At 39.4% G+C, this 20,767-nt stretch carries 30 protein-coding genes and 1 tRNA gene; 5 read left to right on the top strand and 26 right to left on the bottom strand.

Going from position 1 to position 20,767, the window contains the following annotated elements; translation table 11 throughout:
- Positions 1-45: 45 nt before the first annotated feature.
- Together QZL88_RS10350 and QZL88_RS10345 are read right to left on the bottom strand one after the other, a co-directional pair.
- Positions 46-780: a TetR/AcrR family transcriptional regulator gene (locus QZL88_RS10350; protein ID WP_296940862.1), complete on the bottom strand. Its 735-nt coding sequence runs from the start codon at positions 778-780 to the stop codon at positions 46-48.
- Between the two features lie 109 nt (positions 781-889).
- Positions 890-1,681 carry a hypothetical protein gene (locus QZL88_RS10345; protein WP_296940860.1) on the bottom strand — a complete coding sequence of 264 codons (792 nt, stop codon included), beginning with the start codon at positions 1,679-1,681 and terminating at the stop codon, positions 890-892.
- A 602-nt stretch (positions 1,682-2,283) separates the two neighbouring features.
- Here QZL88_RS10345 and thiL point away from each other — a divergent pair.
- The 3 genes from thiL (at position 2,284) to QZL88_RS10330 (ending at position 5,098) form a co-directional block, all read left to right on the top strand.
- Positions 2,284-3,321, top strand: a complete 1,038-nt coding sequence (gene thiL, locus QZL88_RS10340) for a thiamine-phosphate kinase (RefSeq protein ID WP_296940857.1) — start codon at positions 2,284-2,286, stop codon at positions 3,319-3,321.
- A gap of 271 nt (positions 3,322-3,592) precedes the next feature.
- A tRNA-Phe gene (locus QZL88_RS10335) sits at positions 3,593-3,665 on the top strand.
- A 149-nt stretch (positions 3,666-3,814) separates the two neighbouring features.
- The gene (locus QZL88_RS10330; RefSeq protein ID WP_296940853.1) at positions 3,815-5,098 is read left to right on the top strand and encodes a phage integrase SAM-like domain-containing protein; all 1,284 of its coding nucleotides are present in this window, start codon (positions 3,815-3,817) and stop codon (positions 5,096-5,098) included.
- 863 nt (positions 5,099-5,961) lie between these two features.
- Here the strand turns inward: QZL88_RS10330 and QZL88_RS10325 are convergent.
- The 17 genes from QZL88_RS10325 to QZL88_RS10245 form a co-directional block, all read right to left on the bottom strand.
- Positions 5,962-6,171, bottom strand: coding sequence for a hypothetical protein (locus QZL88_RS10325; RefSeq protein ID WP_296940851.1), 210 nt, complete (start codon positions 6,169-6,171; stop codon positions 5,962-5,964).
- Positions 6,172-6,536: 365 nt separating this feature from the next.
- Entirely contained in the window at positions 6,537-7,067 is a 531-nt protein-coding gene (locus QZL88_RS10320) for a hypothetical protein (RefSeq protein WP_296940848.1), read from the bottom strand.
- Positions 7,048-7,743 carry a hypothetical protein gene (locus QZL88_RS10315; RefSeq protein ID WP_296940846.1) on the bottom strand — a complete coding sequence of 232 codons (696 nt, stop codon included), beginning with the start codon at positions 7,741-7,743 and terminating at the stop codon, positions 7,048-7,050. Before QZL88_RS10315 ends, QZL88_RS10320 begins: the two co-directional genes overlap by 20 nt.
- A gap of 115 nt (positions 7,744-7,858) precedes the next feature.
- The gene (locus QZL88_RS10310) at positions 7,859-7,990 is read right to left on the bottom strand and encodes a hypothetical protein (RefSeq protein WP_296940844.1); all 132 of its coding nucleotides are present in this window, start codon (positions 7,988-7,990) and stop codon (positions 7,859-7,861) included.
- A gap of 7 nt (positions 7,991-7,997) precedes the next feature.
- Entirely contained in the window at positions 7,998-8,366 is a 369-nt protein-coding gene (locus QZL88_RS10305; protein WP_296940843.1) for a hypothetical protein, read from the bottom strand.
- A complete protein-coding gene (locus QZL88_RS10300; RefSeq protein WP_296940840.1) occupies positions 8,356-8,553 on the bottom strand; it encodes a hypothetical protein in 198 nt (65 codons plus the stop codon). The genes QZL88_RS10305 and QZL88_RS10300 overlap by 11 nt, the downstream gene beginning before the upstream one ends.
- A gap of 20 nt (positions 8,554-8,573) precedes the next feature.
- Complete coding sequence (locus QZL88_RS10295; protein WP_296940839.1) at positions 8,574-8,981, bottom strand: hypothetical protein; 408 nt, start codon at positions 8,979-8,981, stop codon at positions 8,574-8,576.
- Complete coding sequence (locus tag QZL88_RS10290) at positions 8,981-9,190, bottom strand: hypothetical protein (RefSeq protein ID WP_296940837.1); 210 nt, start codon at positions 9,188-9,190, stop codon at positions 8,981-8,983. Before QZL88_RS10290 ends, QZL88_RS10295 begins: the two co-directional genes overlap by 1 nt.
- Positions 9,187-9,840, bottom strand: coding sequence for a hypothetical protein (locus QZL88_RS10285; protein ID WP_296940836.1), 654 nt, complete (start codon positions 9,838-9,840; stop codon positions 9,187-9,189). The genes QZL88_RS10290 and QZL88_RS10285 overlap by 4 nt, the downstream gene beginning before the upstream one ends.
- Positions 9,827-10,150, bottom strand: coding sequence for a hypothetical protein (locus QZL88_RS10280; protein WP_296940834.1), 324 nt, complete (start codon positions 10,148-10,150; stop codon positions 9,827-9,829). The genes QZL88_RS10285 and QZL88_RS10280 overlap by 14 nt, the downstream gene beginning before the upstream one ends.
- Positions 10,119-10,472 carry a hypothetical protein gene (locus QZL88_RS10275; RefSeq protein WP_296940832.1) on the bottom strand — a complete coding sequence of 118 codons (354 nt, stop codon included), beginning with the start codon at positions 10,470-10,472 and terminating at the stop codon, positions 10,119-10,121. The genes QZL88_RS10280 and QZL88_RS10275 overlap by 32 nt, the downstream gene beginning before the upstream one ends.
- Before the next feature lie 17 nt (positions 10,473-10,489).
- Positions 10,490-11,074 (bottom strand): KilA-N domain-containing protein, encoded by a 585-nt coding sequence (locus tag QZL88_RS10270; RefSeq protein ID WP_296940829.1) that lies wholly within the window; start codon positions 11,072-11,074, stop codon positions 10,490-10,492.
- 44 nt (positions 11,075-11,118) lie between these two features.
- Positions 11,119-11,496: a hypothetical protein gene (locus QZL88_RS10265; protein WP_296940827.1), complete on the bottom strand. Its 378-nt coding sequence runs from the start codon at positions 11,494-11,496 to the stop codon at positions 11,119-11,121.
- 128 nt (positions 11,497-11,624) lie between these two features.
- The gene (locus tag QZL88_RS10260) at positions 11,625-12,590 is read right to left on the bottom strand and encodes a hypothetical protein (RefSeq protein ID WP_296940824.1); all 966 of its coding nucleotides are present in this window, start codon (positions 12,588-12,590) and stop codon (positions 11,625-11,627) included.
- Between the two features lie 4 nt (positions 12,591-12,594).
- Positions 12,595-12,867, bottom strand: coding sequence for a hypothetical protein (locus QZL88_RS10255; protein ID WP_296940822.1), 273 nt, complete (start codon positions 12,865-12,867; stop codon positions 12,595-12,597).
- 3 nt (positions 12,868-12,870) lie between these two features.
- Complete coding sequence (locus QZL88_RS10250; RefSeq protein ID WP_296940820.1) at positions 12,871-13,041, bottom strand: hypothetical protein; 171 nt, start codon at positions 13,039-13,041, stop codon at positions 12,871-12,873.
- 5 nt (positions 13,042-13,046) lie between these two features.
- Positions 13,047-13,232: a hypothetical protein gene (locus tag QZL88_RS10245; RefSeq protein ID WP_006800647.1), complete on the bottom strand. Its 186-nt coding sequence runs from the start codon at positions 13,230-13,232 to the stop codon at positions 13,047-13,049.
- Positions 13,233-13,350: 118 nt separating this feature from the next.
- Between QZL88_RS10245 and QZL88_RS10240 the strand changes: the two genes are divergently transcribed.
- Both QZL88_RS10240 and QZL88_RS21205 read left to right on the top strand, forming a co-directional pair.
- Entirely contained in the window at positions 13,351-13,761 is a 411-nt protein-coding gene (locus QZL88_RS10240) for a hypothetical protein (protein ID WP_296940816.1), read from the top strand.
- Between the two features lie 419 nt (positions 13,762-14,180).
- On the top strand, positions 14,181-15,230 hold the full coding sequence (locus QZL88_RS21205; RefSeq protein ID WP_363927448.1) for an acyltransferase family protein: 1,050 nt from the start codon (positions 14,181-14,183) through the stop codon (positions 15,228-15,230).
- A gap of 108 nt (positions 15,231-15,338) precedes the next feature.
- Here QZL88_RS21205 and QZL88_RS10235 read toward each other — a convergent pair whose 3' ends face one another.
- The 7 genes from QZL88_RS10235 to QZL88_RS10205 are packed head-to-tail and all read right to left on the bottom strand — an operon-like array spanning position 15,339 to position 20,689.
- Complete coding sequence (locus QZL88_RS10235) at positions 15,339-16,157, bottom strand: hypothetical protein (protein ID WP_296940813.1); 819 nt, start codon at positions 16,155-16,157, stop codon at positions 15,339-15,341.
- An 11-nt stretch (positions 16,158-16,168) separates the two neighbouring features.
- Positions 16,169-17,902 (bottom strand): sialate O-acetylesterase, encoded by a 1,734-nt coding sequence (locus QZL88_RS10230; RefSeq protein ID WP_296940811.1) that lies wholly within the window; start codon positions 17,900-17,902, stop codon positions 16,169-16,171.
- Between the two features lie 14 nt (positions 17,903-17,916).
- A complete protein-coding gene (locus QZL88_RS10225) occupies positions 17,917-19,131 on the bottom strand; it encodes a hypothetical protein (RefSeq protein WP_296940809.1) in 1,215 nt (404 codons plus the stop codon).
- Positions 19,128-19,352 (bottom strand): hypothetical protein, encoded by a 225-nt coding sequence (locus QZL88_RS10220; RefSeq protein WP_296940807.1) that lies wholly within the window; start codon positions 19,350-19,352, stop codon positions 19,128-19,130. The genes QZL88_RS10225 and QZL88_RS10220 overlap by 4 nt, the downstream gene beginning before the upstream one ends.
- Positions 19,349-19,852: a hypothetical protein gene (locus QZL88_RS10215; protein ID WP_296940805.1), complete on the bottom strand. Its 504-nt coding sequence runs from the start codon at positions 19,850-19,852 to the stop codon at positions 19,349-19,351. Before QZL88_RS10215 ends, QZL88_RS10220 begins: the two co-directional genes overlap by 4 nt.
- A complete protein-coding gene (locus QZL88_RS10210; RefSeq protein ID WP_296940803.1) occupies positions 19,849-20,478 on the bottom strand; it encodes an N-acetylmuramoyl-L-alanine amidase in 630 nt (209 codons plus the stop codon). The genes QZL88_RS10215 and QZL88_RS10210 overlap by 4 nt, the downstream gene beginning before the upstream one ends.
- Positions 20,465-20,689: a hypothetical protein gene (locus QZL88_RS10205; RefSeq protein ID WP_296940801.1), complete on the bottom strand. Its 225-nt coding sequence runs from the start codon at positions 20,687-20,689 to the stop codon at positions 20,465-20,467. The genes QZL88_RS10210 and QZL88_RS10205 overlap by 14 nt, the downstream gene beginning before the upstream one ends.
- Positions 20,690-20,767 lie beyond the last annotated feature (78 nt).

Genomic DNA, 20,767 nt, shown 5'->3' with positions numbered 1-20,767 from the left:
AGAATGTAAAATTAAGTCGCCAAAGGTAAGATTAATATTTAGGAGTTACTTAGCGATTCTTGATATTTCATCAGAAGTTAACCCTGTATATTTCGCAATTGTCTGATTGTCTAGACCTTCCTCCTTCATATTGGAAACTATCTTAGCTACCTTCATATCTTCCTCCAATGAATTGTATATTTTTATGATAAGGCTTTTTATTGTATTCAGCAGCTTCTCCCGTCCTTCCTCGGTAGAAAAATCCACTCCGCAAAAGGAACCCCGGTGACGCCGGAGAACAAGGTAATAAATACCTCCGATAACAAGTGCACTGAATACGTCGAAGTTGAAGCCCGAATTTTTAAATATATCGTTGTATTTGTCTATGAGCTTTTGTGAGGTTGTTTCTCTGGCCATAGCAGATTCCCGTGTGATGGGATTATCCACCGAGATATCCCAGATAAGTATTTGCTGCATACTCTTGTTGTCGTATAACGATTCTACAACTCCGGCCATGAGGTTATATGAATATTCCATATAATCGTCTTTTTCGGATTGCATATCCATAATATCGCTTATCCAGTAATCATGTTTCCGGGTGAACTGCTCGAATAGGTTTTCCAGGTTTTCGAACCGTTTGTAAAAGACATTCGGTTCTATATTTGCTTTCTGTATTATAGCCGAAAGTGTAGTTTTTGCAAAACCTTCTTCTTCTATCACTGACTTTGCAGCCTCCATAATATCTTTCTCCAAAACGATGTTGGTGCGCCGCGATCTCCTTTCTTTTTTATCCCTTTCCATGCATGAATACTATTTTGCGATGGTAAATATAGATATTTTTTATCAAAAAAGAGGGCTGCCATAAAAACTATGGCAACCCATGAAGAAGTATGTGGAAAAAATGAAGTTATTACTCCAGTGCAGATATCCTTTCGTGTATTGTTGCTATTATTTCTATTTTGGTAGACTCTATTCCGGCATCAGGGTATTTTTCTTTATATTTTTGAGTCAGGTCTTCAGTCAGTTTTATGTGTCTTTGCACAGGAACAGATGTTTTGTTGTATCCTATTCCTCTATTGAAATATTGATAGAACATTGCTGCATCGCCCTCAGAAGAGATCTCATATATAAACTCATTATTATCATAATAGAGTTTCATATAATAGAGACCATTATCGGTATTGAATGAATAGGTTCCTTTTGCTACAGTTGAAGTGCTGCTATTTTGGTGAACGGAAAACTCCTTCTCTTGATTAGCAATCAATTTGTAGGCATAAGCTTTAGGCAGGAAAGCATTTTTCAATATATCGTCTGCTATCTCTTCTTTTCTGTCACTGTTAGCGACAACAATAGCTTCCCGCAGATTTGTGAAAAGTATAAGGTAACGGTCTATGACTGTGATATCAATCACTATCTCCTTATTGAGCTTATCTTTTAAGGTTAGCTTTGCAGATCCTAGTTTTTTAGGAGATAAGTATATATTGCCAGCTTCGATTGTAGCATCAACAATATCTTTATTATCAGATACAATCGTGTATTCACCATTCCCACTGATAATTTCAATAACTTGGTTTTCGGCGAGCTTCAGTTTGGCTGAGGTCAGGCTAACTTTAAGTTCTTCGGTGTTTTCGTCGTCGCTGCATGACGAAAATCCTGCAAGCAAGCAGATAAAAATAATAAATAGAGACAGACTTTTAGGCATCTTAAGGCATTCTTCGGTTACCGTACATTTCTTACAAAGATAATATTATAAACAATACTATTTGCTTATAATGCCATTATTTTTTAATGAAGGCGTCTAGACTTTTTGAATCTGATAACATTATGAAACAAATATCCTCTTTGTCATTTTGAACAGAGTGAATTGAATTGAAAATCGACGGAGTCAAAATCGGCGGAGCGAAGTGTAGCCAAATATCTCTCGAAAAACGAGATGCTTCCTATCGTCAGCATGACAAAAAGATATGATAATAAAAGGTCTGGACGACTTCAATATATAATTCAAAAAAAAATTGATAATGAGCAAGATATTTTATCTATATAGTATATGATATCTTAATTAATCGCTTTTTTAATTGCAAGGAGTTATAAAAAATAGCAATGAAGCAAATGTGTAACAAGTGTTACTTTTGTTACTTTTTTAGAAATGCTGAGGTGGATCTGAGCATTGGATATATGAAGATATCTTGTCTTTCAGATAATAGATGGAAGACTCAAAAGTAACAGAATATAAAAAATGAAAATGTTGTTACCTTTGTTACCTTTTATATATCTACCTTTGTATATTATTCAAAATCTGAAGGAATGAAACGAACAGAAATAGCAAGCTTGGGTGAATTTGGTCTTATCGATCACCTGACAAAAAATATTGAACTTAAGAATACCAGCTCTGAGAAAGGGGTAGGGGATGACGCCGCAGTTTTGTCTTATGGCAATAAAAAGACATTGGTAACTACTGATCTCTTACTTGAAGGTATTCATTTCGACCTGATGTATGTGCCATTGAAACATCTTGGATATAAGTCGGCTATTGTCAATTTTTCTGATATTTATGCTATGAACGGTCAGCCTAAACAGATGACAGTTTCGTTAGGTTTATCAAAACGTTTTTCGGTAGAAGATATGGAAACATTCTATGAAGGACTTAGTTTAGCTTGTGAAGAATATGGCGTAGACTTGGTAGGTGGGGATACATCTGCATCACTTACCGGTCTGGCAATCAGTATTACTTGCATTGGTGAAGGGGAAGAGAGTAGAATATCCTATCGCAATGGTGCGAAAGAGACAGATTTGATCTGTGTTTCCGGTGATTTAGGCGCTGCTTTTATGGGGCTTCAGTTATTAGAGCGGGAAAAGGCTGTGTATGGCGGTGGAGAAAAAGACTTTCAGCCTGATTTTACAGGGAAAGAGTATTTACTCGAACGTCAGTTGAAACCCGAAGCCCGTAAAGATATTGTAAAGTTTCTGGCAGAAGAAGCTATCGTGCCGACATCGATGATCGATATATCGGATGGCTTGTCTTCCGAGTTGAAGCATATATGTAAACAAAGTAAGGTTGGGTGCCATATTTATGAAGAACGTGTCCCGATAGATTATCAGACGGCTATGATGGCGGAGCAATTTAATATGAATGTGACGACAGTGGCTCTGAATGGAGGAGAAGACTACGAATTACTCTTTACGGTACCTTTGTATTTGCATGATAAAGTATCGAAGATAAAAGGTGTCCATATCATCGGACATATAACAAAAGAGGGTTTAGGCCTTGTAATGGAAACCCGTGACGGAACTGAAATTGAACTAAAGGCTCAAGGTTGGGACTCGATAGGGGAGGAGAAGTAGTATTTCCATAAATATGGTAGAAACTGTTACTTTTGTCACTTTTTTAAAGAAATTAGGAGCTAATATTAGTTAAGAAAACGATAAATGGGAGAGGGGATAGTACGAGATAAACTAATTGTTTTTGCGTAAAAATCTTATAATAAAATTGTTATGTTTTATTTTGTTTCCTCGGATTCTTTATATTGAAATATTTTATACGATATTTTTGGTAAATGTAAAATATATCCTATCTTTGCACACGCAAACGCAAGACTACAAAACTACAAACATTGGTGCCATAGCTCAGTTGGTAGAGCAAAGGACTGAAAATCCTTGTGTCCCCGGTTCGATTCCTGGTGGCACCACTTTAAAAAGAACGTCTAAAACATTAGTTTTTAGGCGTTTTGTTATTTTACGAGTTCTCATATAAAAAATTATAATCATAAAATTGGCTTACTTGTATCTACTTTTAACTACATTTGCTTGCAATTGTTGACATATAATTTACGTGATTATGGCTACATTTAAAGCAGAAGTTCAAAATAAACGAGCAGACGGAACATACAATATAAGAATACGTGTTACCCATAACCGCGAGGTACGTCGGATATCTACGAATCTGTATATAACTGATGACGATCTCACCCGGAGTTTAAAAATTAAAAATGTAAATATAGTAGAAAAATGTGATGACCTCATAAAGAAGTGTCGTGAAGCTTGTAATAATCTGGGATTTGAATTGTTCGACATACCTATAGATGAACTAGTCTCTAAAATAAAAAAACATCTGCAGGGTGGCGATAAGTTTTATCTGGACTTTATACAGTATACAAAAGAAAGAGCAGCAAAAATGAAAAAGGGTACTGGTGATACTTACCTAAATATGTTATCTGCTCTATTAAGGTTTATAAAACGAGATAGTCTGGATATTTCCGAAATAAATACAAACTTCCTTCGGGAATTCGAACAGTTTATTGCTACAGAACCTTCGCAGCGCGGAAATAATAGGAAGAAAACCAAGAAGGATCTGGAGGCTAAAGGAGGCCGGGCTGTATCTAAATACCTAGCTTGTGTGCGTGCGATACATAATAAAGCAAAGGAAGAATATAATGACGAAGATCGAGGCTTAATAAATATTCCTTTTTCGCCTTTCAAAAATTATAAGTTAAAATCACAACCGAAAACACGTAAGCGGGCCTTGCCGGTTACATTGATACAGCAGATAATAGATCTTCCATATGAAAAGGAAATAATAGGCGGTAGGACAAACCGGTTCAATCTGGCAAAGGATTGCTTTTTACTTTCTTTTGCCTTGATAGGGATGAATAGCGCTGATATGTTTTATTGCGGATTACCTAAAAAAAATATAATAACTTATAACCGAGAGAAAACAGAGGGGCGTCGTGATGACGGGGCAGAGATGCGGGTGAGAATCGAGGATTGTATTACAAAGTTGATCAATAAATATAACGATGATAAAAAACTATTCCGCTTCTACAGACATTACACAAATCATATGATTTTCAATGCAGCAATCAATAAAGGCCTGAAAAGAATAGGCAAACAGATCGGTGTCGATGATCTGGAGTTTTATGCGGCCCGGCATTCCTGGGCGACCATTGCTCGTTCATCAGCTGTAGGCATCGATAAATATACAGTACATGAGGGATTGAACCATGCACCGGATAAAGATATGAAGGTAACAGATATATACATCGACCGTGATTGGTCAGTGATATGGAATGCTAATGTAAAAGTACTGGCACAGTTCAACTGGGAGTTTTTGATTGATAATTAAACTTCGTTCAGACGTCACCTAATTCGGTTGAAAAACTTCGTTCAACTTCATTCAACAACTTCTTTCATTATAAAATAATGGTGAAACAATAAATTTCGTAATAATGCTGATTACGTGTGAATTGCGTTGATTGTGAAATCGATTTGTAGACTTTAAAACTTCGTTCAGTAACTTCGTTCAAAAAAAACGAAGTTTAACTTTGAAGATAATTTTCAGAATCATCAGTATTATTTATAATAATTATTTTTGATAATATATGCTATTATATTGTCAAATATGGTTTTAAATAATACCAAGTATACCCTAGCCTAACTATGTCGGCTGGCTAACTCGGCATCCCTTGATTAAAGTTATAATTTACCCGTACAACTTCGTTCACTTTACTTAAAATTGTAAGTTTTCAAGCATTATAATACGCTGGAAAATAGCTGGTATTTTCAAGATAAATTGCTTTTTTTAACTTCGTTCAAAATAATCGATGTTATAATTTATATTCGGGATGACCTTTTGGTTGTACACAAGGTTTAGGTTATGGTTTTTACACATTATTATATAGAATAAGACTAAGACATACCTCCTCTATCCTCCTTTTCAAGTCGAAAGAGGAGAGATGGGGGGAATTATTTTTTTAGATTATTTTTAAAAGAAATATTTAGTGGGATAATGACTTTGTGTAAGTGTTGTGTTTTTACCCGTTTCCGGCTTGCTCTGTTGATTTACATGTCAGGTTCGGTACAGTTGTTCGGATGGTGTGTAAAAGAGCGGAAATAGCCCTTTAATTTCGCTTTGCTCGACTGGATAAATATCTGATATGATTATTACTGCTGGCTTCGTTCAAAATAAACGAAGTTATTTATTTAAGTTCATGTATTGCGTACATCTCCGGTTGATTGTGATTCTGTTTTTGCAATTACGTAGCGGCTATTGACATAGTTATAAGAATCGAATTGCCATTTATCCAGCGTGGATTTTGAGATGCCGAGAATTGATTTGTTGGCTTCATAGAGTGCGGTAAGAGACGTGTATGTACTAACCTTTAATGGACGTTGCTGTATGAAAACAAATACTTTCATATTTAGATATATTTTTCATTTCTGCAAATATAGTATATTATATTATCAATTTTAAAAAATTATTGACTTATCCTTACTTCGTTCTTTTTGAATGATGTTTTAAGATTAAACATCGCTCAAACTTCGTTCAGCTTTATTAAAAAACTTCGTTCAAACTTCATTTATACCCGTCGGAAAACATCGCTCAGAGATTATTCAGATATGTCTTTTTATGGTTTAAACTTCGTTCATAAAACATCGTTCTTTTGAATGAAGTTCATGTAAAAATAAATTCAGGATATAGATATAATAGAAAAAGCTCCCGACTGGTATTGTCGGGAGCTGGCAGATTTCTCTGTTTATGACTTCAGATCATTGTCTCAAAACTATATAGATGGGGCTTCCGGATCATGCTCGGTGTTATCTCTTTTTGTATTGCTCTCCATCCATAGATGATGTAACCAATCTGGAATTGTTGTAGGCATTCCTGTTTCATGAATATACTTGAAATAATTCTGTTCTAGGGCAGGATCGAACGCCATCATTGACTCAAAATACTTTTTAAACTTATCGGGGAATTCCTTAAAATTCCATTTTTCCGGAGTATATTTGATTGGCTTCACCTCCCATTGTCCTCCTTCAGGTACAAGAATCGCATTGCTGTTTTCAAGTAGATCACATAAATAACGCCGGCGGACACCTCCAAAATACAACAACGGATGTATTCGGTATCCATTATATTGAATATATGGTTTGGAGAAACAGCCAAGTCGCTTCATCCGGAGATAATCACTTTGTCCATACATCCTCTTGAGTTTTTTCTTCAACTTCCTGGGTACCTTTGTCTCTTTCCGTCGTATTCTCCATAGTTCATTCCGCAAATTTGCGGTTTGCCCCTTATATCTTCTTTTGCACATACTCCACCGCCCTTATTAGCTCGTCATCCGTCAGGTCCTTGCCGGTGATCAGCTGATACTTGATATAATACCGGGCAATACGGGTCTGCCGGTCATGGTCCACCTTGATCGCTATGCTCCGCCAAAATCCGATATATGTATTCAGTAGTTTGCTGACCCATGGCTGAAGACTGTCGTTAAAAATGTATTCCAGCCTGATGCCTTCGTCTTCACATACAGGTTGAAGATTCATAGCCTGAAGTTCCTGGACAAAGTTTTCAATCAGCCGGTACCGGTGCGCCTGTTGTGACAGGATCGCCCGGAGCTGAAAGCCGAATACTTCGTGGTAAACTGTTTTTGCATGGCTCGACAGAAGGTGTGTTCGCTCCAGGCGGTGAATATGGTTCTCAACACTCAGACCGGAGATCATCGTTATATTTGCTTCCACGGCATCCGGATAAATAAAGCTCGCTTCTTCGATAGTAAGGTCGACAAACCGGACATAGCGCATCGGGATTTCGAAGTAATCATTTTCACTATAATACGGATATACCTTGGCGCATGGCCCGTTAGGAGTCATCGTATTAAAGTCCCAGGCGCGCATGGCCTGTCCGCAATAATCAGGTATGGTGATGCCAATCTGCTGCAGTTCGGCAGCCGTGGCATCAATTGTTATTTCTGTATTAAATTTCTTCATATTTTAATAAAGTTTACCAGACATCTTCTTCTTTTTCTATTAATCGTAATGCTGCCAGACTGTCGGGATCTTCCGGGCCGGCACAATGTGAACATAGAGTATATGTTTCATCCACCTACCAGCATGGACCATATTCAGGATCATAACAGGCGTGGTTATCGGTACAGCCACAAACTTTACATATTCCGGCTTCAGGTTCCTTTTCCGTGTTCATTCCGCAATTTTGCGGTGTGGTATTTCCATCCATTGGTATATTATCTTAACCTGGTTCTTTCCCGTTGCTTTTTCAAATACTTCTTTCTGTCCGAGTCCTCATTGTTGGCTGCCGATACTCTATCATATTCTACCTGCAGGCTGTTGTACCGGTTTATTAACTGGTTCCATTCCGGACCGATGTCTATGCCCCGGGCGATGCGGGCTTCAACTGCAGCGATATCGCTCTCAATCTCTTCCTGTGTCCGGCGCTTCGGATTATAGATACAGGACTTCTCTTGTCTGGGCGTGACCTTGGTAAATGTTACAGGCGTCGGTTGGTTGGATTTTAGTGTATTTGTACTCATTCCGCAATTTTGCGGTGTGGTGTTTGTACTGCCAGCTAAGTATTTCGGCTTTTCATATTTCATATTTGCCTCCTTCCATCATTTTCATACACATTTCCTCGAATTCGATCATCTGTACGCAGTCAGCGCACATGTTCTCCCCGATCACGATCTCGGAGGAGGTTTCCCCGCAGCATTTGCATTTGCCGTGTGTCAGGTCGAATGGTCCATAGGTAGTTATTTTTTCCATATTTTTTGGTTTATTGTTCATACCGTAAACTTGCGGTTTGGTTATTTATCCTGGTCTTCCTTTATCGGCCTTATCGACACCAGTGTATAATCACCCGAGCTGTTCCGGATATACAGGGACTCCCTGTCGTTCCATTCGCATATTCCCATGTAGCTGATATAGATACTGCCATGGTATTCTATTTCCTTCAGATGGGAACGTAGTACCAGATCCACTTCTTCCAGGCTGTCGCCTCCGGCAATCATATGCATGGCTCTGTCCGTCAATCGTTGCACAAACTTTGGTATGTTTTTGCGGTTATATGTAATAGTATATTTGCCGATTTCAATACGGTTTTTATCCCTCTCGGCCATAGCCTTTTCCCGGTCGGCCTTCATCCTGGCTTTTACTTCTTCCGGAAGAGCATCCTGCGCTTCCGGGTCGAACGTGATGCATTTAATTTTTTCCATTATTTCTTTAAATTTTTACATTCGTTATATACTTCCAACAGTTGTTCTTCAGTAAGTTTCCTGAGCTTATCTTTATCCCAGTTCCATTCATCGACAAACCCGCCGGTCCATGTCCCGCACTTTCGGGCCAAAGGAGGTATTTCATAGCCAAGGTCAAATCCATTGACAAGGCATATCAGATCCTCTTTATCCAATTCCATTTTAATCATACCCTATATTCATTTTTCCGTATACACTTCGGCGCCGCGAAATATCCGGTGTAACAATCCCATTCGTCATCCAGCTGCTTTTCGAAATAGTTGTTCGCGATCTCCTGGTATGTCCGGTGGTTTTCGATTACACGTAAAGTTGCAGAAACTCTTTTCAGCAGGGTGTATTCCTCCGAACCGTCATCGACAGGCTCATTATTTTCAACCTTTTTCCCATCCATTATCTTATATTCGAAGCTGCCGTATGACAGTTTTATTTCCCTGTGCCAATGATTAACTTCCAGTTTTAAAACAGGGTTGAATTTAAAGTAAGTGGATAACATCAATGTTTCACGGTAAGCCGGCTCCGGTGATAAGGTTCTGAGAGCCGCAGAAATATATCGGTAGGCTGTTTTCACATCTTCGGCAAAGTCAGTATATGATATATGGATAGCGTTTATCGCGATATCGAACAGCCTGGTCCTATCAGTTATCCGCATTATGCAAATACTATCCATATTCTTTTGCTTATAGCCGATGGAGATAAGTATACCGAATTCTGCAGAAATATGCATGATCGTTTCTATACAATAATAATATTTCTTCACCCCTGTAATCTTCCGGGTATAGAACGGGAAGTAGTGATTAAAGGATAAATCAGGCTTTTTCATGATTGATGTTTTCGTAAAACGTTGTTATTTCCTGTTGCCGGATATCCATTTCCTTTAGGTAGATTGCCGGCGTTCTGTTCATGTACACATCCCGTTTCTGTCTTAATAGTTCGCCACTACCGAGAACCATATTTGCTGTATAATATAAGCCTTCGGGATCAATCATTGCATCGGCAATAATTTCTAGCTCCATATGTGATTTTGTATACATCGAATGCAAAGCCAGCATAGCTTCCCGGCATTCCTCCGGAGATACGGCTTCGCCGGCTTTAGCGGCGTCAATTACCTGCTGCAGTGTTCTTTTTGGCATCTCTGACTAGTTGTTCGATTACAGACAATGGGTTCGATTCCTTATGTTTATTTATCATATGCTCGACCAGACCATTCATCATAATATCCATAGCTTTTGGGTATGAATCCAGAAAACGAGTAATACATTTGGAAATACAATGAGGACAGCCCATAGCTGAAGTAATGCCGTTGCTTGAATCAAGTTCTGCTAATAATAAAATGGGCAGCTTTTTATCAAAAGCCATTTTAAAGACTTCATTTATGAGCTTGAAGTATTCTATTACCTCAGGATCGGTAATGTCACTTGGAATATTAATTCCTGTAAATTCTTTTTCTTCCATGATTTTATTTGGTTTTGTCACTCCGCAATTTTACGGTGTGGGTTATCTAATGCTTTTCTTACTTCTTTCAGCATATTCTGCCGGCAGGATTTCTGGCCTTTATCGATCTCCTTCTGTAGCTGCTGCGCTTCCTTCTCTTTCCGGAGCAGTTCTTTATACAGGGGATTGCGTGAGAGTTTCTTCCTGAGTGTTTTTATCCCGGCTTCCGTTTTGGCCAGCTGTCGCTGGAGCGGATCGTCTTGTTTCCTGTTCGCGGCGAAGGCGTTCTTCAGGAAGTCGCGTTCGAGCTTCGGATCCAGCCAGCCGAGGAACTTGATAAAGATATCGAGGTGCATCCAGGTACCGGGAGCGGTACCTCCGGAGATCACACGTACGATGTTGCCTTTGTCCGTAAATTCCAGTTCCGGATCCAGATCATATTCGATGCTGACACCAAACACAAAGTCTTTCACCTTCTGGCCACGGAGATAACCGTATACATCCTTGCCATACTCTTTGGCCAGTGATGATGCATTGAATAGTCCGTTGTCATTGGTACGGAAGATATTCTCTTTTGTTCCGGGTATAGGTACCAAGGCGATTTCATTTTCCGTTTGTTTCATTTTTTTTCTTTGTTTTCGTCACATCGCAATTTTGCGGAGTGGATTTATAACCCGTAATCGCAATCATCGTCATAATCGTAATCATACTCGAACTGGGCCTGCCAGTTCTCGTCTTCGTATTGCTTGAGCATGGCAATTTCTTCCACCGTCCGGTCCTGTTCGTCCTTGGACTGGATGTATTTGCATTGGTCTTCGAAGTTTCGCATCCTGTACTCCCCGTGTGAACGCTGCGAGGCCATCTCCTTGGCTTTTTTGTATTGGCCGACTGCCTTATCTGCCAGGCGCTGGCATTTCTTCCGGGCGTCGTCGATATCCTGAACTGTCAGCCCGCTTTCGTTCTCCAGGGACATCGATGCCTCGAAGTGCGAGTAGTCGTAGCTTAGCATCACTTTTACGGATGCCGTTTTGATAATTGTTTCCATATTGTATTGATATTAAAAATATTATGTATAAATGTGATAGTTCGCATATGGGTATACTTTCTACTATTCGTTCCCAGTACGGGAACGGATACGTATTGATAATATATTACTAAATATGACCTGACTGGCTAGGTGTTTTCTCTTATATAAGAAATAATCCACATACCAGGTGCAATAACATCATTGTCATTATTCCGGAGTTCTTCCAGTGCATTCCATACCGGATTTCCGATTTTTCCGTAACCGGATAATGCTGCTATCTGGTTTATTGCAGCCGGAGGACATCTCAATTCTTTCAGCCGGTTTTTTAGTTCATTCCAGTTGCGCTCTGCACCGTCATCGGGTGGGCGATCCGCTGGGATATCAGGCACCTCCGGTGGAGGCGACGGAGCCGGTTCGGCAGCCGTCGGTGGAGCTTGGTTTATATACCACTGTATCCATGGTCCCGGCCTTTCGATTGCGCCTCTCGTACCTTTCTTCCTGCTTATTTCGTGGAACGCTTTCCACACGGGGTGTCCCACACGTCCGTAATCCGACAGCTGTACAATCTTCTGATAATCGCTAAGTGGAACGCTCAGTTCATTTAGGTTTCGTTTCAGGTCATTCCAGTTCCGGCTTACTCCGTCATCCGGTGGATGATCCCCACCAGGATCGTATGCGCCGGATTGAGATCTGGAAGGAGGAGGGGAGGAGCCAGTTCGGGATGTCCTGGATCCGGCTCTGTTGCTCTGCCTTCCCCTTCCGGTAGGCTGCGGCGCGGTACCCGACTGATTACCAGTTCCAAAAGTGGTCTCATTGGATGGGACATTTTCTTCCGGCAGTGGCTGCAGACTATAAGTAACATCCTTTTTCCCCTGTTGCGATCTGAAATCGACCAGTCCTCTTTCTTTCAGTCCGTCCCGCGCTCTTTTTAAGGAACTGTACGACATTCCCAACTCACCTTGGATAAAGGCATTGGTCCTGTTTACCTGTCTTTTCCAACCGCTCTTGTTAAATACCTTTAGTAGATAAAAATACAGGCGCTGTTCTCCAGGTTTGAATATCTGTATTTCGTTTTGGTCCCAGAAGTCATTAATGAGGTTTATATAACTCATAGGTTTATTTAAATTTAGCCAGTTCAGCTTCTGCCATCATCACGGCTGCGATTTCTCGCCGGCTGTAGAAGATGGGTGAGTTTTTTGCCGTCCCACGCCTGATTTTGGTGATATTGCCTTTTTTGATATGGTATTTCAGCCATCGTTCGCTGCCTGTTATTTCTACAGCTTCTGCGAACTTCACGTTATCGAAAGCCGGATACAAGTGTTTCAATACACCGAGTACCGATACATCGCTGGCTTCTATGATTTTTTGCTTTAATGTAAAAATATCCATAGGTTATATTTCTTCAATGTACAACTTCACTTCTATTATACTGAGAGGTTTTCTTACACCATCATGCTCGAACAGATACCCATTGATAATTTCGTACAGGTATGTTATTTCGATACTTTCACATCCGGCGGTGTATCTGTACCGGTTGCCTTTTTCCAAATCAGACGTTTTCATGGATTCTATTTTTCAGTATATAATATCTGACCTCCGTTTTCTAATGCGGCTTTTCGGATACGCAGAGCCTTATCTTCCGAAAGCCGGCCCTCCAGATTTCCCCTGAGCGCCCGTCGTATAGTTGGCGCGCTTACTCCAAATAGCTTCTGCAGCTTGCCGCTAACCCCATGTTCTACTTTTATTATATCCATATTTTGAAAAAAAATATATACTTTTATAGAGTTTCAATTTGAAACTATACGCAAATATATAGGATAATTATCACGATAACAAAATAAATCGTGATTATTTTCACTGATAAATAGCAAAATGATTGAACGCCTAAAATTATTCATAGAAAACCAAAGCATTAGTATAAGTGCTTTTGAACAGAGGATATCAGCTAGCGATGGCATGATTCGTAGAGCTATCAAGAATAATACAGACATACAGAGTAAGTGGCTTTTTGAAATGTCGGATAATTTTCCTGATTTGAATTTGGAATGGCTAATAACGGGTAAAGGATCAATGCTAAAAAGTGACTCCGAAAACACGGTTAACATTAGCGAAGAAAAGCTAATATCAAATTTAATTAAGGAAGGGAAGGTAATCTATTGCTCCGAGCACGATAGGCAGATAAAATATAAAGACGCTGTTATAGCTGAATTGAATCAAGAAATAGGTAAGCTAAAAACTCTGCTTGAACAAAACGGCATTAAGCAAACTGGAACACTCGGCTGAAGGTATGGATAAACCCTGACAGGACAAAATGAGCCTGTCAGCAAGACTAGTGAGTGTATTATACAGTAATTGATTAATAATTTAACAAATATAAGGGCCATAATTTAACATCTTATTTTTACCGGGAGTTTTATTTTTCCAATAGATAAATAAACATCGTTCATAAAAATGAAGTTAATTGATTGAAATTAAAAAATGGAACATTGACGATAGTAGACCATGCACAACATTTAAGCATCGAAATAACAAATAAATATATCAGAAAAGAAAGAAGATCTGCGAATCCTATTATTGCTAAGTGCAATGGACATATAGGTTTTTTTTTTAAAACTAGGTAAAAGTCTTACTTGGTTTAATTAACAGATTATTTATACTTTTATCACAAGAAAGTATTCGTGTACAAGATTCGATTCTCAGAAATGAAAATTAAACAGGACTGTAGGGATATCACGAGTGGTCACCCACTTGTGGATCGAGACCCCTTTTTTGATTCATTGAAGTTTTTCCTCATTATGTGTGTCGTCTTGGGACATGTGATGGAGCATAATGTGACATTGAATAGTTTGGATACGGAATCAGCCCTTTATATTTTCATTTATACCTTTCATATGCCTTTGTTTATTTTTGTGTCAGGATATTTTTCGAAAAATATAATATGGGCAAAATTTAAAAAGAATGTTCTATCGCTACTTCTTACTTATTATGTCTTTCAGGCTATATTGTCTGTCCCTCTGATGCTTGATGGTTCTTTTCTTATAAGGGATTTTTTATTTCATCCGCGTAATGTAATGTGGTATATACCGGCCTTATTATTCTGGCGTTTTGCATTCTGCTTCATCTCTAAATTGAAAATTCATTTTTTCGTTATAATTATTTTATCTATTGTTGCTGCATTGACTATAGGGTTTAAAACAACAACAGATTCTTTAATGTATTTGCCTTCGAGGATAATTGTCTTTTCTCCTTATTTCATTCTTGGTTATTATTGTTCGCATAGCACAATAGAGAAGATAAGAAACTGGAATAAGATATATTCAGTAATTTCACTCGCTATTGTTTTTGTTTCTATTTATCTATTTACTAATGTGCAGTTTGCTATATCTTTGCATGGAATAGTTTCATTTGATATTTTATTTCCGAATGATAAACTAAGCGGATGTTTGTATCGTTTGTTAACATTTTCTGTATCTATTTTTGTCTCATTGTGCATAATAAATATAATGACAATAAAATTGGCTAAATGGGGAAATAAGACAATGGATATTTATTTGCTACATGCTCCAATGGTTTACATTCTTTATATTAACATATTGGCGACATATAATTTGAAAGTAAATCTTTTATTAGAATTTATCGTGTTTTTTCTCATTATTACCATTTGCTTATTCTTGTCTAATCAAAAGATTATTCAGTATCTGTTAAATCCCATTGATATATTAAAAAAAGGTAGACTCATTCTAAAGTTATAAAAAACAAGGAAGCCGGAGCAAATTACGGAAAAGCATCAAACCCGAGACACATCCTATTAGAACAAAAGCCATTCACATTGTTTGAATGGCTTTTTAATATAATTAAATTTATATCAAATCCTTATATTTCTCAAAAATATCATGTATCGCGTTTATCTCATCCACGGTCATGTCGTTGTTGAATGTAGCATACATTTTATGAACTGCGGATGTACGGTTGTTTGTCGATGCGTAATTCAACAGTTTTGGATTCCACGGATTAGTAGAACTCACAGTTACCGTTTTTGTTAAAGAGACTGTGTTATGTTTGTATCTTGCCGATGTTCCCTTTACATAAAAAGAGTACACGCCTTTCTTTGTCGTTGCGTCTTCGGTGGTCGATATAGCAACGCCATCAGACCATTTTATAACGGTACTATTAATATAATTGCCATCACCACCATTAGAGGTGAAAGCACAAACCTTATTCGCATCCGCTCCCCAGTCTATTCCATTACCAGTAGGAGCTGCAGATAGCATAAAAACAACTAACAAACCTTTTGCCGAAAGATTATACCCTCCTGTGTCTGTAAAGTCTCCCGCTTTTGTAGTCCCTCCGGTTCCGGTAGCAGTTACAAGAGGCGTATTGTTCACAGTAAGCGCTCTAAGGTTAATAATACTGTACTTCACATGTTCCAGATTGTTCTCAGGTGATGCAAGATAGAATAAACCTGTACACTTACTTAATACTGATGCCGCGTACAATTCGGCTAGCATATTCAACAAATTATCATTTGTCGCACGACCTGTCTTTGACAGATAAGAAGTGTACATTATCCGCACTTCTGCCGGGATTGTAGGGTCTGGAACTTCTCCGCCTACTATTGTTACCTGAGCTACTGATTTGTCGCTCCAATCCACTTCGGGTACAACTATCGCTACTCCCATATGATTAATTTTTAAAGTTTATATTCAAATATTGAACACCAGTTATACATAGGATATATTACATCGGCAATCGTATAAGTCATGTCCGAATTATCCCGTATTTCTCCGGCGTTTCTATTGTTTGAGTTGGCAAAGCCATAAGTCAGGGTAAGCCCTGTAGGACTTTCAGAACACTTTATTTCTATCGTGTCTGATTCTATGATGGTTACCGACTGGATAATCTCGGCACTCGATGCATTTAGCAGAGAAAGCCCCCTGTTTGTTATTGTGGCGGTTATATATGGTGGCTTACTGAATGTCAATCCTTTTTTATTAAATTTTAGGTATATGCTGTTACCTGATATAATATGTGATGCGGGATATAATGGTTTCCAGTCATTCCCGAACAAAACATTAAACAGCGCTAACCCGTAATAAGCCCCCAGTAATTTAGAGCTGAAATTCTTTAAATGCCAACTATCCGCATATTGAAGTTGATAGATAGGAGTCGCCATATAAAAGCCGCTGTTTTCTTCCTGTGCAAGCTGTAATAATGCTAATCCTATATCCGGGTATGATTTACCCGCCGTATATGAAGATGATACCTGATAGGTAATGAAAGGCAGATCGGAATAATCATCTCCTGTTATGTTGTGAACATCATTTATCAGGTCGCTGCGCAATTGCTTTAGTTTGCCTTTATAATAAGCTATGCCATTGCCGTAATCATATTCTCCCTGAGTCCAGGTCACAGCTATAAGCCTGTATGTCTTGCCTTGTGCCTCTGCTATCCGCTTTCCGTTGGTTACGTCTGCAATAATATTATTATACCATGTTGTCCCCTTTGATAATTCATTGACAGTAGTTGCACCACGCGCACAACAAGAGGATAAGACATATTTGTTATCGCTTTCGTTCAGTTCGGCAGACTGGATAAACATATCGGCTGTTCCGGCCGCCGGGGTTTCCCCGTTTTCGGCGTCCTGTCTCTCTATATGTGCAACAAACGATTGATAAGTCGGGGCGGTAGCATAGCGGGTTTTTATACCATGATTGAACATCAACCCCCATTTCGAAAATGAGGAGGTAGTTAATATCGGGCTTGCCTGTGAACCCTCACCTAAACTTTGCCCGTAGGTTACGATATGGTTATAATCAGCTTGTAGCAAACTATCTAATGATTCCAGTTGTTGCTTTATGCGTTTTAGTGTGGCTTTAGACAGGTTAAGGTCTGTTTCTCCCTTAGCATTGATTGCAAACGGAGAAAATCCGAAACGGTCGGATATGGCAAAGCCTTTTTCTAATATTTCTTTTAAAAATTCCGAAGCAGAAACCGAATCCAGATTCATAAATGTTTTCCCGGACTCGTCTATGCGTAACCCACAATTTCCTTGAACATCGCATACGGCAAAACCCGGCTCCTCAATTGTCTGCACATGGATAAAAGCATTTGTAGTGTGATCCTCGACTTTCTCGACTTTATCTTCTAATTTTTCAATTTCCTCTGTAAATAATTTCAAGTCAGGAGCCTTTGTCCTATCCTGTCCTTTTTCTGAAGAAAGAATCTTGCCGTCGGGAGAACGTACAACCTTATTTCCATCAGCATCTGTTTCTTCGGCTTTTTCTTCAAGGATTTCTTCTATTATCTCAAGATTTTCCCGCATTATCTGACAACCAGCTTCACCAAGGGTAGCTGGATTCCCATCAGGATCTTTAGTAGAATAGATTGGTTGTAGTCCAATCTTACTTGTAAATTTCTTTGCCATATTATTATTTTATTTTATTCTGCGTAGAACATATAGTCATCATCGTAGATAAAGCCTTCGCCATTTATTTCCGGTTTACCCTGAGCCGTGATATTTTCAAATACAGATTTAGCATAATCCAATATTATATCCGGGGATTCGAATGTTTCTTCCGTGACAAAGCGGATTTTTAAAGGAATGGATTCAGGTGATGCATTCCGTTTTGTATATTCGTATTTCTCGGTAGTGACGTGACATCTGTTGCTTTTCTGGTTATAAATCGCTTCCGGATCTATGTAATAGATTTCATCACTTTTGAGAAGGTCTTTGATAAACGCCAGTTCGTCTTTCGATTTATAACCGGTCTGTACGGTTACGCCCTCTTTTGTGGTCAGCCTGTCACGTAATTCTTCATAGTAACCGTCGCGATGGGGAGTAAGCCAGGTGTTTTCTTCCGAAAACTGTGAGGTCCTGACAGCAGCGCCGGTTACCTCGATCTGTTCATAAGCGCCCAATGAATTTTTAAACCGGAGTATCACATGTTCTTCAGCTATCTGAGCCGGTGTGATGGTAACATTAAAAAAAGATTTGCCGTCGATAAGTACCGAGATGAAAGATGGCAGTTCGTTAAAAAGGCTGACGAACATATTCCTTAATGTCTCAAAATCCATCGTGCAGGCATTGCCTTTAACCAGTGCGGGATAAGTAATGATCCGGCCGTTGGATGTAACAAAGGATATGGGAGTACCGGGATGGATAAATACAAAAGGATACAGTTCTCTTTCCCGTAGCCTTATCTGGTTCGAATTTGTACGTGTAGAAAACAGGAAGTTTCTCCGGTCGGGGCTATCGAGCCTGTAACGGAACATATCCCAGCCCCAGGATTCGAGCAGGGAATAATTTTTGTTATTAATACCGCCTCTGTAAGCATAACCCTCGAAGGAACTTCCGGAATAGCCATCTATTGTCACAGTGTATTGTATCCTGAAGTCGTGAGCCAAAGTGATTAACGATCCTTCTGTGATGGATACTTTCTTAAAGTAGGTATCCAGGATATCGGAGATATCGAATGTTCCTTCCGATAAGGGTGTATAAACAGGTGTATAGGGAGTGATTGTCAATACTATTTCCGGCTCGGTGTCAACCTTTAACTTCAGGTTGATATCATCGGTTGTATTAGCCTGGACCTTTACAAGAATGGGATTTCCGGTGAAGCAATGCTTATTGGGATATGTAACATCAGTTATCATAGGCCTGCTTTTGGTTTGACTTTAAGAATAGCGGTGCGATCTACCTGCATAAAGGAATAATCGCAATATGTTTCCAGAAAAACGATCCTTTCAGCAGAATTAACGCTCAGGAAATCCTGAAACCCGGACTGTGATGCTGATTCATTTCCTTGCAATGACTTATAAATCTCGAAGAGTTTATCCATACCGGATATGTCTTCGGCGCTTACGATATCTTTCATTTTTTCTTCTTCCTATAAATTAGATATGCAATAATTCCACAGAATATCAGGAAAACAGATATGCCGGCTATCACACCAAACCATTCCGAACCGCCCTGGATGGGCCGCGAATCGGTGAAGGTCTTGAGCTGCTCTGTCTCCAGCTTCTTCCGGTTTACTTTCTTTGTGCTGTCCACCTTTTGTTCAGCTACGGATACAGAAGATGATCCTGAATCATGAACAGCCAGCTCAGTTCGCTCAACCTCCCGCCCTTCTTCCTGTATTTTTCGTATTGTTCCGTCAGGTCGATACCAGGTTGTTCGAATATATTGTTTTTCGGAGGTGATATTCGACGTACTGTCACGGGTGCTGGTGGCGGTCGCTGTGCTGTCTTTTGAATGCGTGGATGCGCTGCTTTGCGCTTCTGAGACTGACTCAGAAACTTTGTGAAGGTCCTTATTGCTCCGGCACGCAGTAAGAGCAAGTAGAAGGCAAAGAGATAGAAGAGCATGGGATTTCATTTTGTCATTTTTTCAAGTACATAATTGTTGCAGTCTTCGATTGAATCTACAATCCAGTCTTCAACCTGGTTGCAGAACCGGGAGTCTTCGAGCAGGGCGACATCTTCTTTGTTGTCCTGAAAACCGCACTCAATAAGTAAGGCAGAGTAGTCGCCCATCAGGACGGTGAAGTCATTTTCAAAGTCACGATCCAAATATGCAGGCGAATAGATTCGCCGGTTAATATTTGGCATCCATTCTGTCATTCGCTGAATAAAGAAGTCTGCGAATATATCTGAAGTGGTACGGCCTTTAGATGTCCATACGCTGGCGCCACGGGCTTGCCGCCATTCCGGGGTGACGCCGGAGGCATCGTTGTGAAGTGAAATAAACAATGGTACAAGATCCGAATATTGTTTGGTCAACTTAGTACCTGTGTTTTTCCGGTTGGTTAAACCGATTTCACGATCAGATGTACTGGTCCATACAACAGTATATCCATGCGCCTGTAGTAAGTGTTCTATTACCTTCAGGCGTTCGCGGGACCATTTATATTCGCGATGACGGCCATCGGGGGAACGTTTGCCGGGCGTTTCTTCTCCGTGCGCCGGATCAAGGATAATGAGCAGCTTTTTATTTGTTGTCATCTTTTATCTCGCTTTTATTGTTAGAAACTTTGAACCTGTAGGTGTAATCTATGCCGAAAATGGCACCGACGAATGTCAGGATCTCACCGAAGGCAATCAGGACAGAACTGTCTATGATTCCGACAGGCGGGACACAGAAACCGGCAATAAGCAGCCCGCATCCGACAATGATGAGTACTGCTGATGTAAGAAGTTGGAATTTTAGTTTCATCGCAATTAAACTTTTGAATTTTTTATTCAAAAGTCATGCTTTATGATAGGAAGGTAAAGGACAAAAAAACAGCCCCGC

The sequence above is a fragment of the uncultured Dysgonomonas sp. genome (assembly GCF_900079725.1).
GTDB lineage: Bacteria > Bacteroidota > Bacteroidia > Bacteroidales > Dysgonomonadaceae > Dysgonomonas.
This window is presented reverse-complemented; position numbering and strand designations above follow the sequence as displayed.

What these genes read in the sequence shown, in the direction of transcription:
- QZL88_RS10350 (WP_296940862.1), bottom strand. Translation starts at nt 780, where the DNA reads ATGGAAAGGGATAAAAAAGAAAGGAGATCGCGGCGCACCAACATCGTT.
- QZL88_RS10345 (WP_296940860.1), bottom strand. Translation starts at nt 1,681, where the DNA reads ATGCCTAAAAGTCTGTCTCTATTTATTATTTTTATCTGCTTGCTTGCA.
- thiL (WP_296940857.1), top strand. Translation starts at nt 2,284, where the DNA reads ATGAAACGAACAGAAATAGCAAGCTTGGGTGAATTTGGTCTTATCGAT.
- QZL88_RS10330 (WP_296940853.1), top strand. Translation starts at nt 3,815, where the DNA reads ATGGCTACATTTAAAGCAGAAGTTCAAAATAAACGAGCAGACGGAACA.
- QZL88_RS10325 (WP_296940851.1), bottom strand. Translation starts at nt 6,171, where the DNA reads ATGAAAGTATTTGTTTTCATACAGCAACGTCCATTAAAGGTTAGTACA.
- QZL88_RS10320 (WP_296940848.1), bottom strand. Translation starts at nt 7,067, where the DNA reads ATGTGCAAAAGAAGATATAAGGGGCAAACCGCAAATTTGCGGAATGAA.
- QZL88_RS10315 (WP_296940846.1), bottom strand. Translation starts at nt 7,743, where the DNA reads ATGAAGAAATTTAATACAGAAATAACAATTGATGCCACGGCTGCCGAA.
- QZL88_RS10310 (WP_296940844.1), bottom strand. Translation starts at nt 7,990, where the DNA reads ATGGATGGAAATACCACACCGCAAAATTGCGGAATGAACACGGAAAAG.
- QZL88_RS10305 (WP_296940843.1), bottom strand. Translation starts at nt 8,366, where the DNA reads ATGAAATATGAAAAGCCGAAATACTTAGCTGGCAGTACAAACACCACA.
- QZL88_RS10300 (WP_296940840.1), bottom strand. Translation starts at nt 8,553, where the DNA reads ATGAACAATAAACCAAAAAATATGGAAAAAATAACTACCTATGGACCA.
- QZL88_RS10295 (WP_296940839.1), bottom strand. Translation starts at nt 8,981, where the DNA reads ATGGAAAAAATTAAATGCATCACGTTCGACCCGGAAGCGCAGGATGCT.
- QZL88_RS10290 (WP_296940837.1), bottom strand. Translation starts at nt 9,190, where the DNA reads ATGATTAAAATGGAATTGGATAAAGAGGATCTGATATGCCTTGTCAAT.
- QZL88_RS10285 (WP_296940836.1), bottom strand. Translation starts at nt 9,840, where the DNA reads ATGAAAAAGCCTGATTTATCCTTTAATCACTACTTCCCGTTCTATACC.
- QZL88_RS10280 (WP_296940834.1), bottom strand. Translation starts at nt 10,150, where the DNA reads ATGCCAAAAAGAACACTGCAGCAGGTAATTGACGCCGCTAAAGCCGGC.
- QZL88_RS10275 (WP_296940832.1), bottom strand. Translation starts at nt 10,472, where the DNA reads ATGGAAGAAAAAGAATTTACAGGAATTAATATTCCAAGTGACATTACC.
- QZL88_RS10270 (WP_296940829.1), bottom strand. Translation starts at nt 11,074, where the DNA reads ATGAAACAAACGGAAAATGAAATCGCCTTGGTACCTATACCCGGAACA.
- QZL88_RS10265 (WP_296940827.1), bottom strand. Translation starts at nt 11,496, where the DNA reads ATGGAAACAATTATCAAAACGGCATCCGTAAAAGTGATGCTAAGCTAC.
- QZL88_RS10260 (WP_296940824.1), bottom strand. Translation starts at nt 12,590, where the DNA reads ATGAGTTATATAAACCTCATTAATGACTTCTGGGACCAAAACGAAATA.
- QZL88_RS10255 (WP_296940822.1), bottom strand. Translation starts at nt 12,867, where the DNA reads ATGGATATTTTTACATTAAAGCAAAAAATCATAGAAGCCAGCGATGTA.
- QZL88_RS10250 (WP_296940820.1), bottom strand. Translation starts at nt 13,041, where the DNA reads ATGAAAACGTCTGATTTGGAAAAAGGCAACCGGTACAGATACACCGCC.
- QZL88_RS10245 (WP_006800647.1), bottom strand. Translation starts at nt 13,232, where the DNA reads ATGGATATAATAAAAGTAGAACATGGGGTTAGCGGCAAGCTGCAGAAG.
- QZL88_RS10240 (WP_296940816.1), top strand. Translation starts at nt 13,351, where the DNA reads ATGATTGAACGCCTAAAATTATTCATAGAAAACCAAAGCATTAGTATA.
- QZL88_RS21205 (WP_363927448.1), top strand. Translation starts at nt 14,181, where the DNA reads ATGAAAATTAAACAGGACTGTAGGGATATCACGAGTGGTCACCCACTT.
- QZL88_RS10235 (WP_296940813.1), bottom strand. Translation starts at nt 16,157, where the DNA reads ATGGGAGTAGCGATAGTTGTACCCGAAGTGGATTGGAGCGACAAATCA.
- QZL88_RS10230 (WP_296940811.1), bottom strand. Translation starts at nt 17,902, where the DNA reads ATGGCAAAGAAATTTACAAGTAAGATTGGACTACAACCAATCTATTCT.
- QZL88_RS10225 (WP_296940809.1), bottom strand. Translation starts at nt 19,131, where the DNA reads ATGATAACTGATGTTACATATCCCAATAAGCATTGCTTCACCGGAAAT.
- QZL88_RS10220 (WP_296940807.1), bottom strand. Translation starts at nt 19,352, where the DNA reads ATGAAAGATATCGTAAGCGCCGAAGACATATCCGGTATGGATAAACTC.
- QZL88_RS10215 (WP_296940805.1), bottom strand. Translation starts at nt 19,852, where the DNA reads ATGAAATCCCATGCTCTTCTATCTCTTTGCCTTCTACTTGCTCTTACT.
- QZL88_RS10210 (WP_296940803.1), bottom strand. Translation starts at nt 20,478, where the DNA reads ATGACAACAAATAAAAAGCTGCTCATTATCCTTGATCCGGCGCACGGA.
- QZL88_RS10205 (WP_296940801.1), bottom strand. Translation starts at nt 20,689, where the DNA reads ATGAAACTAAAATTCCAACTTCTTACATCAGCAGTACTCATCATTGTC.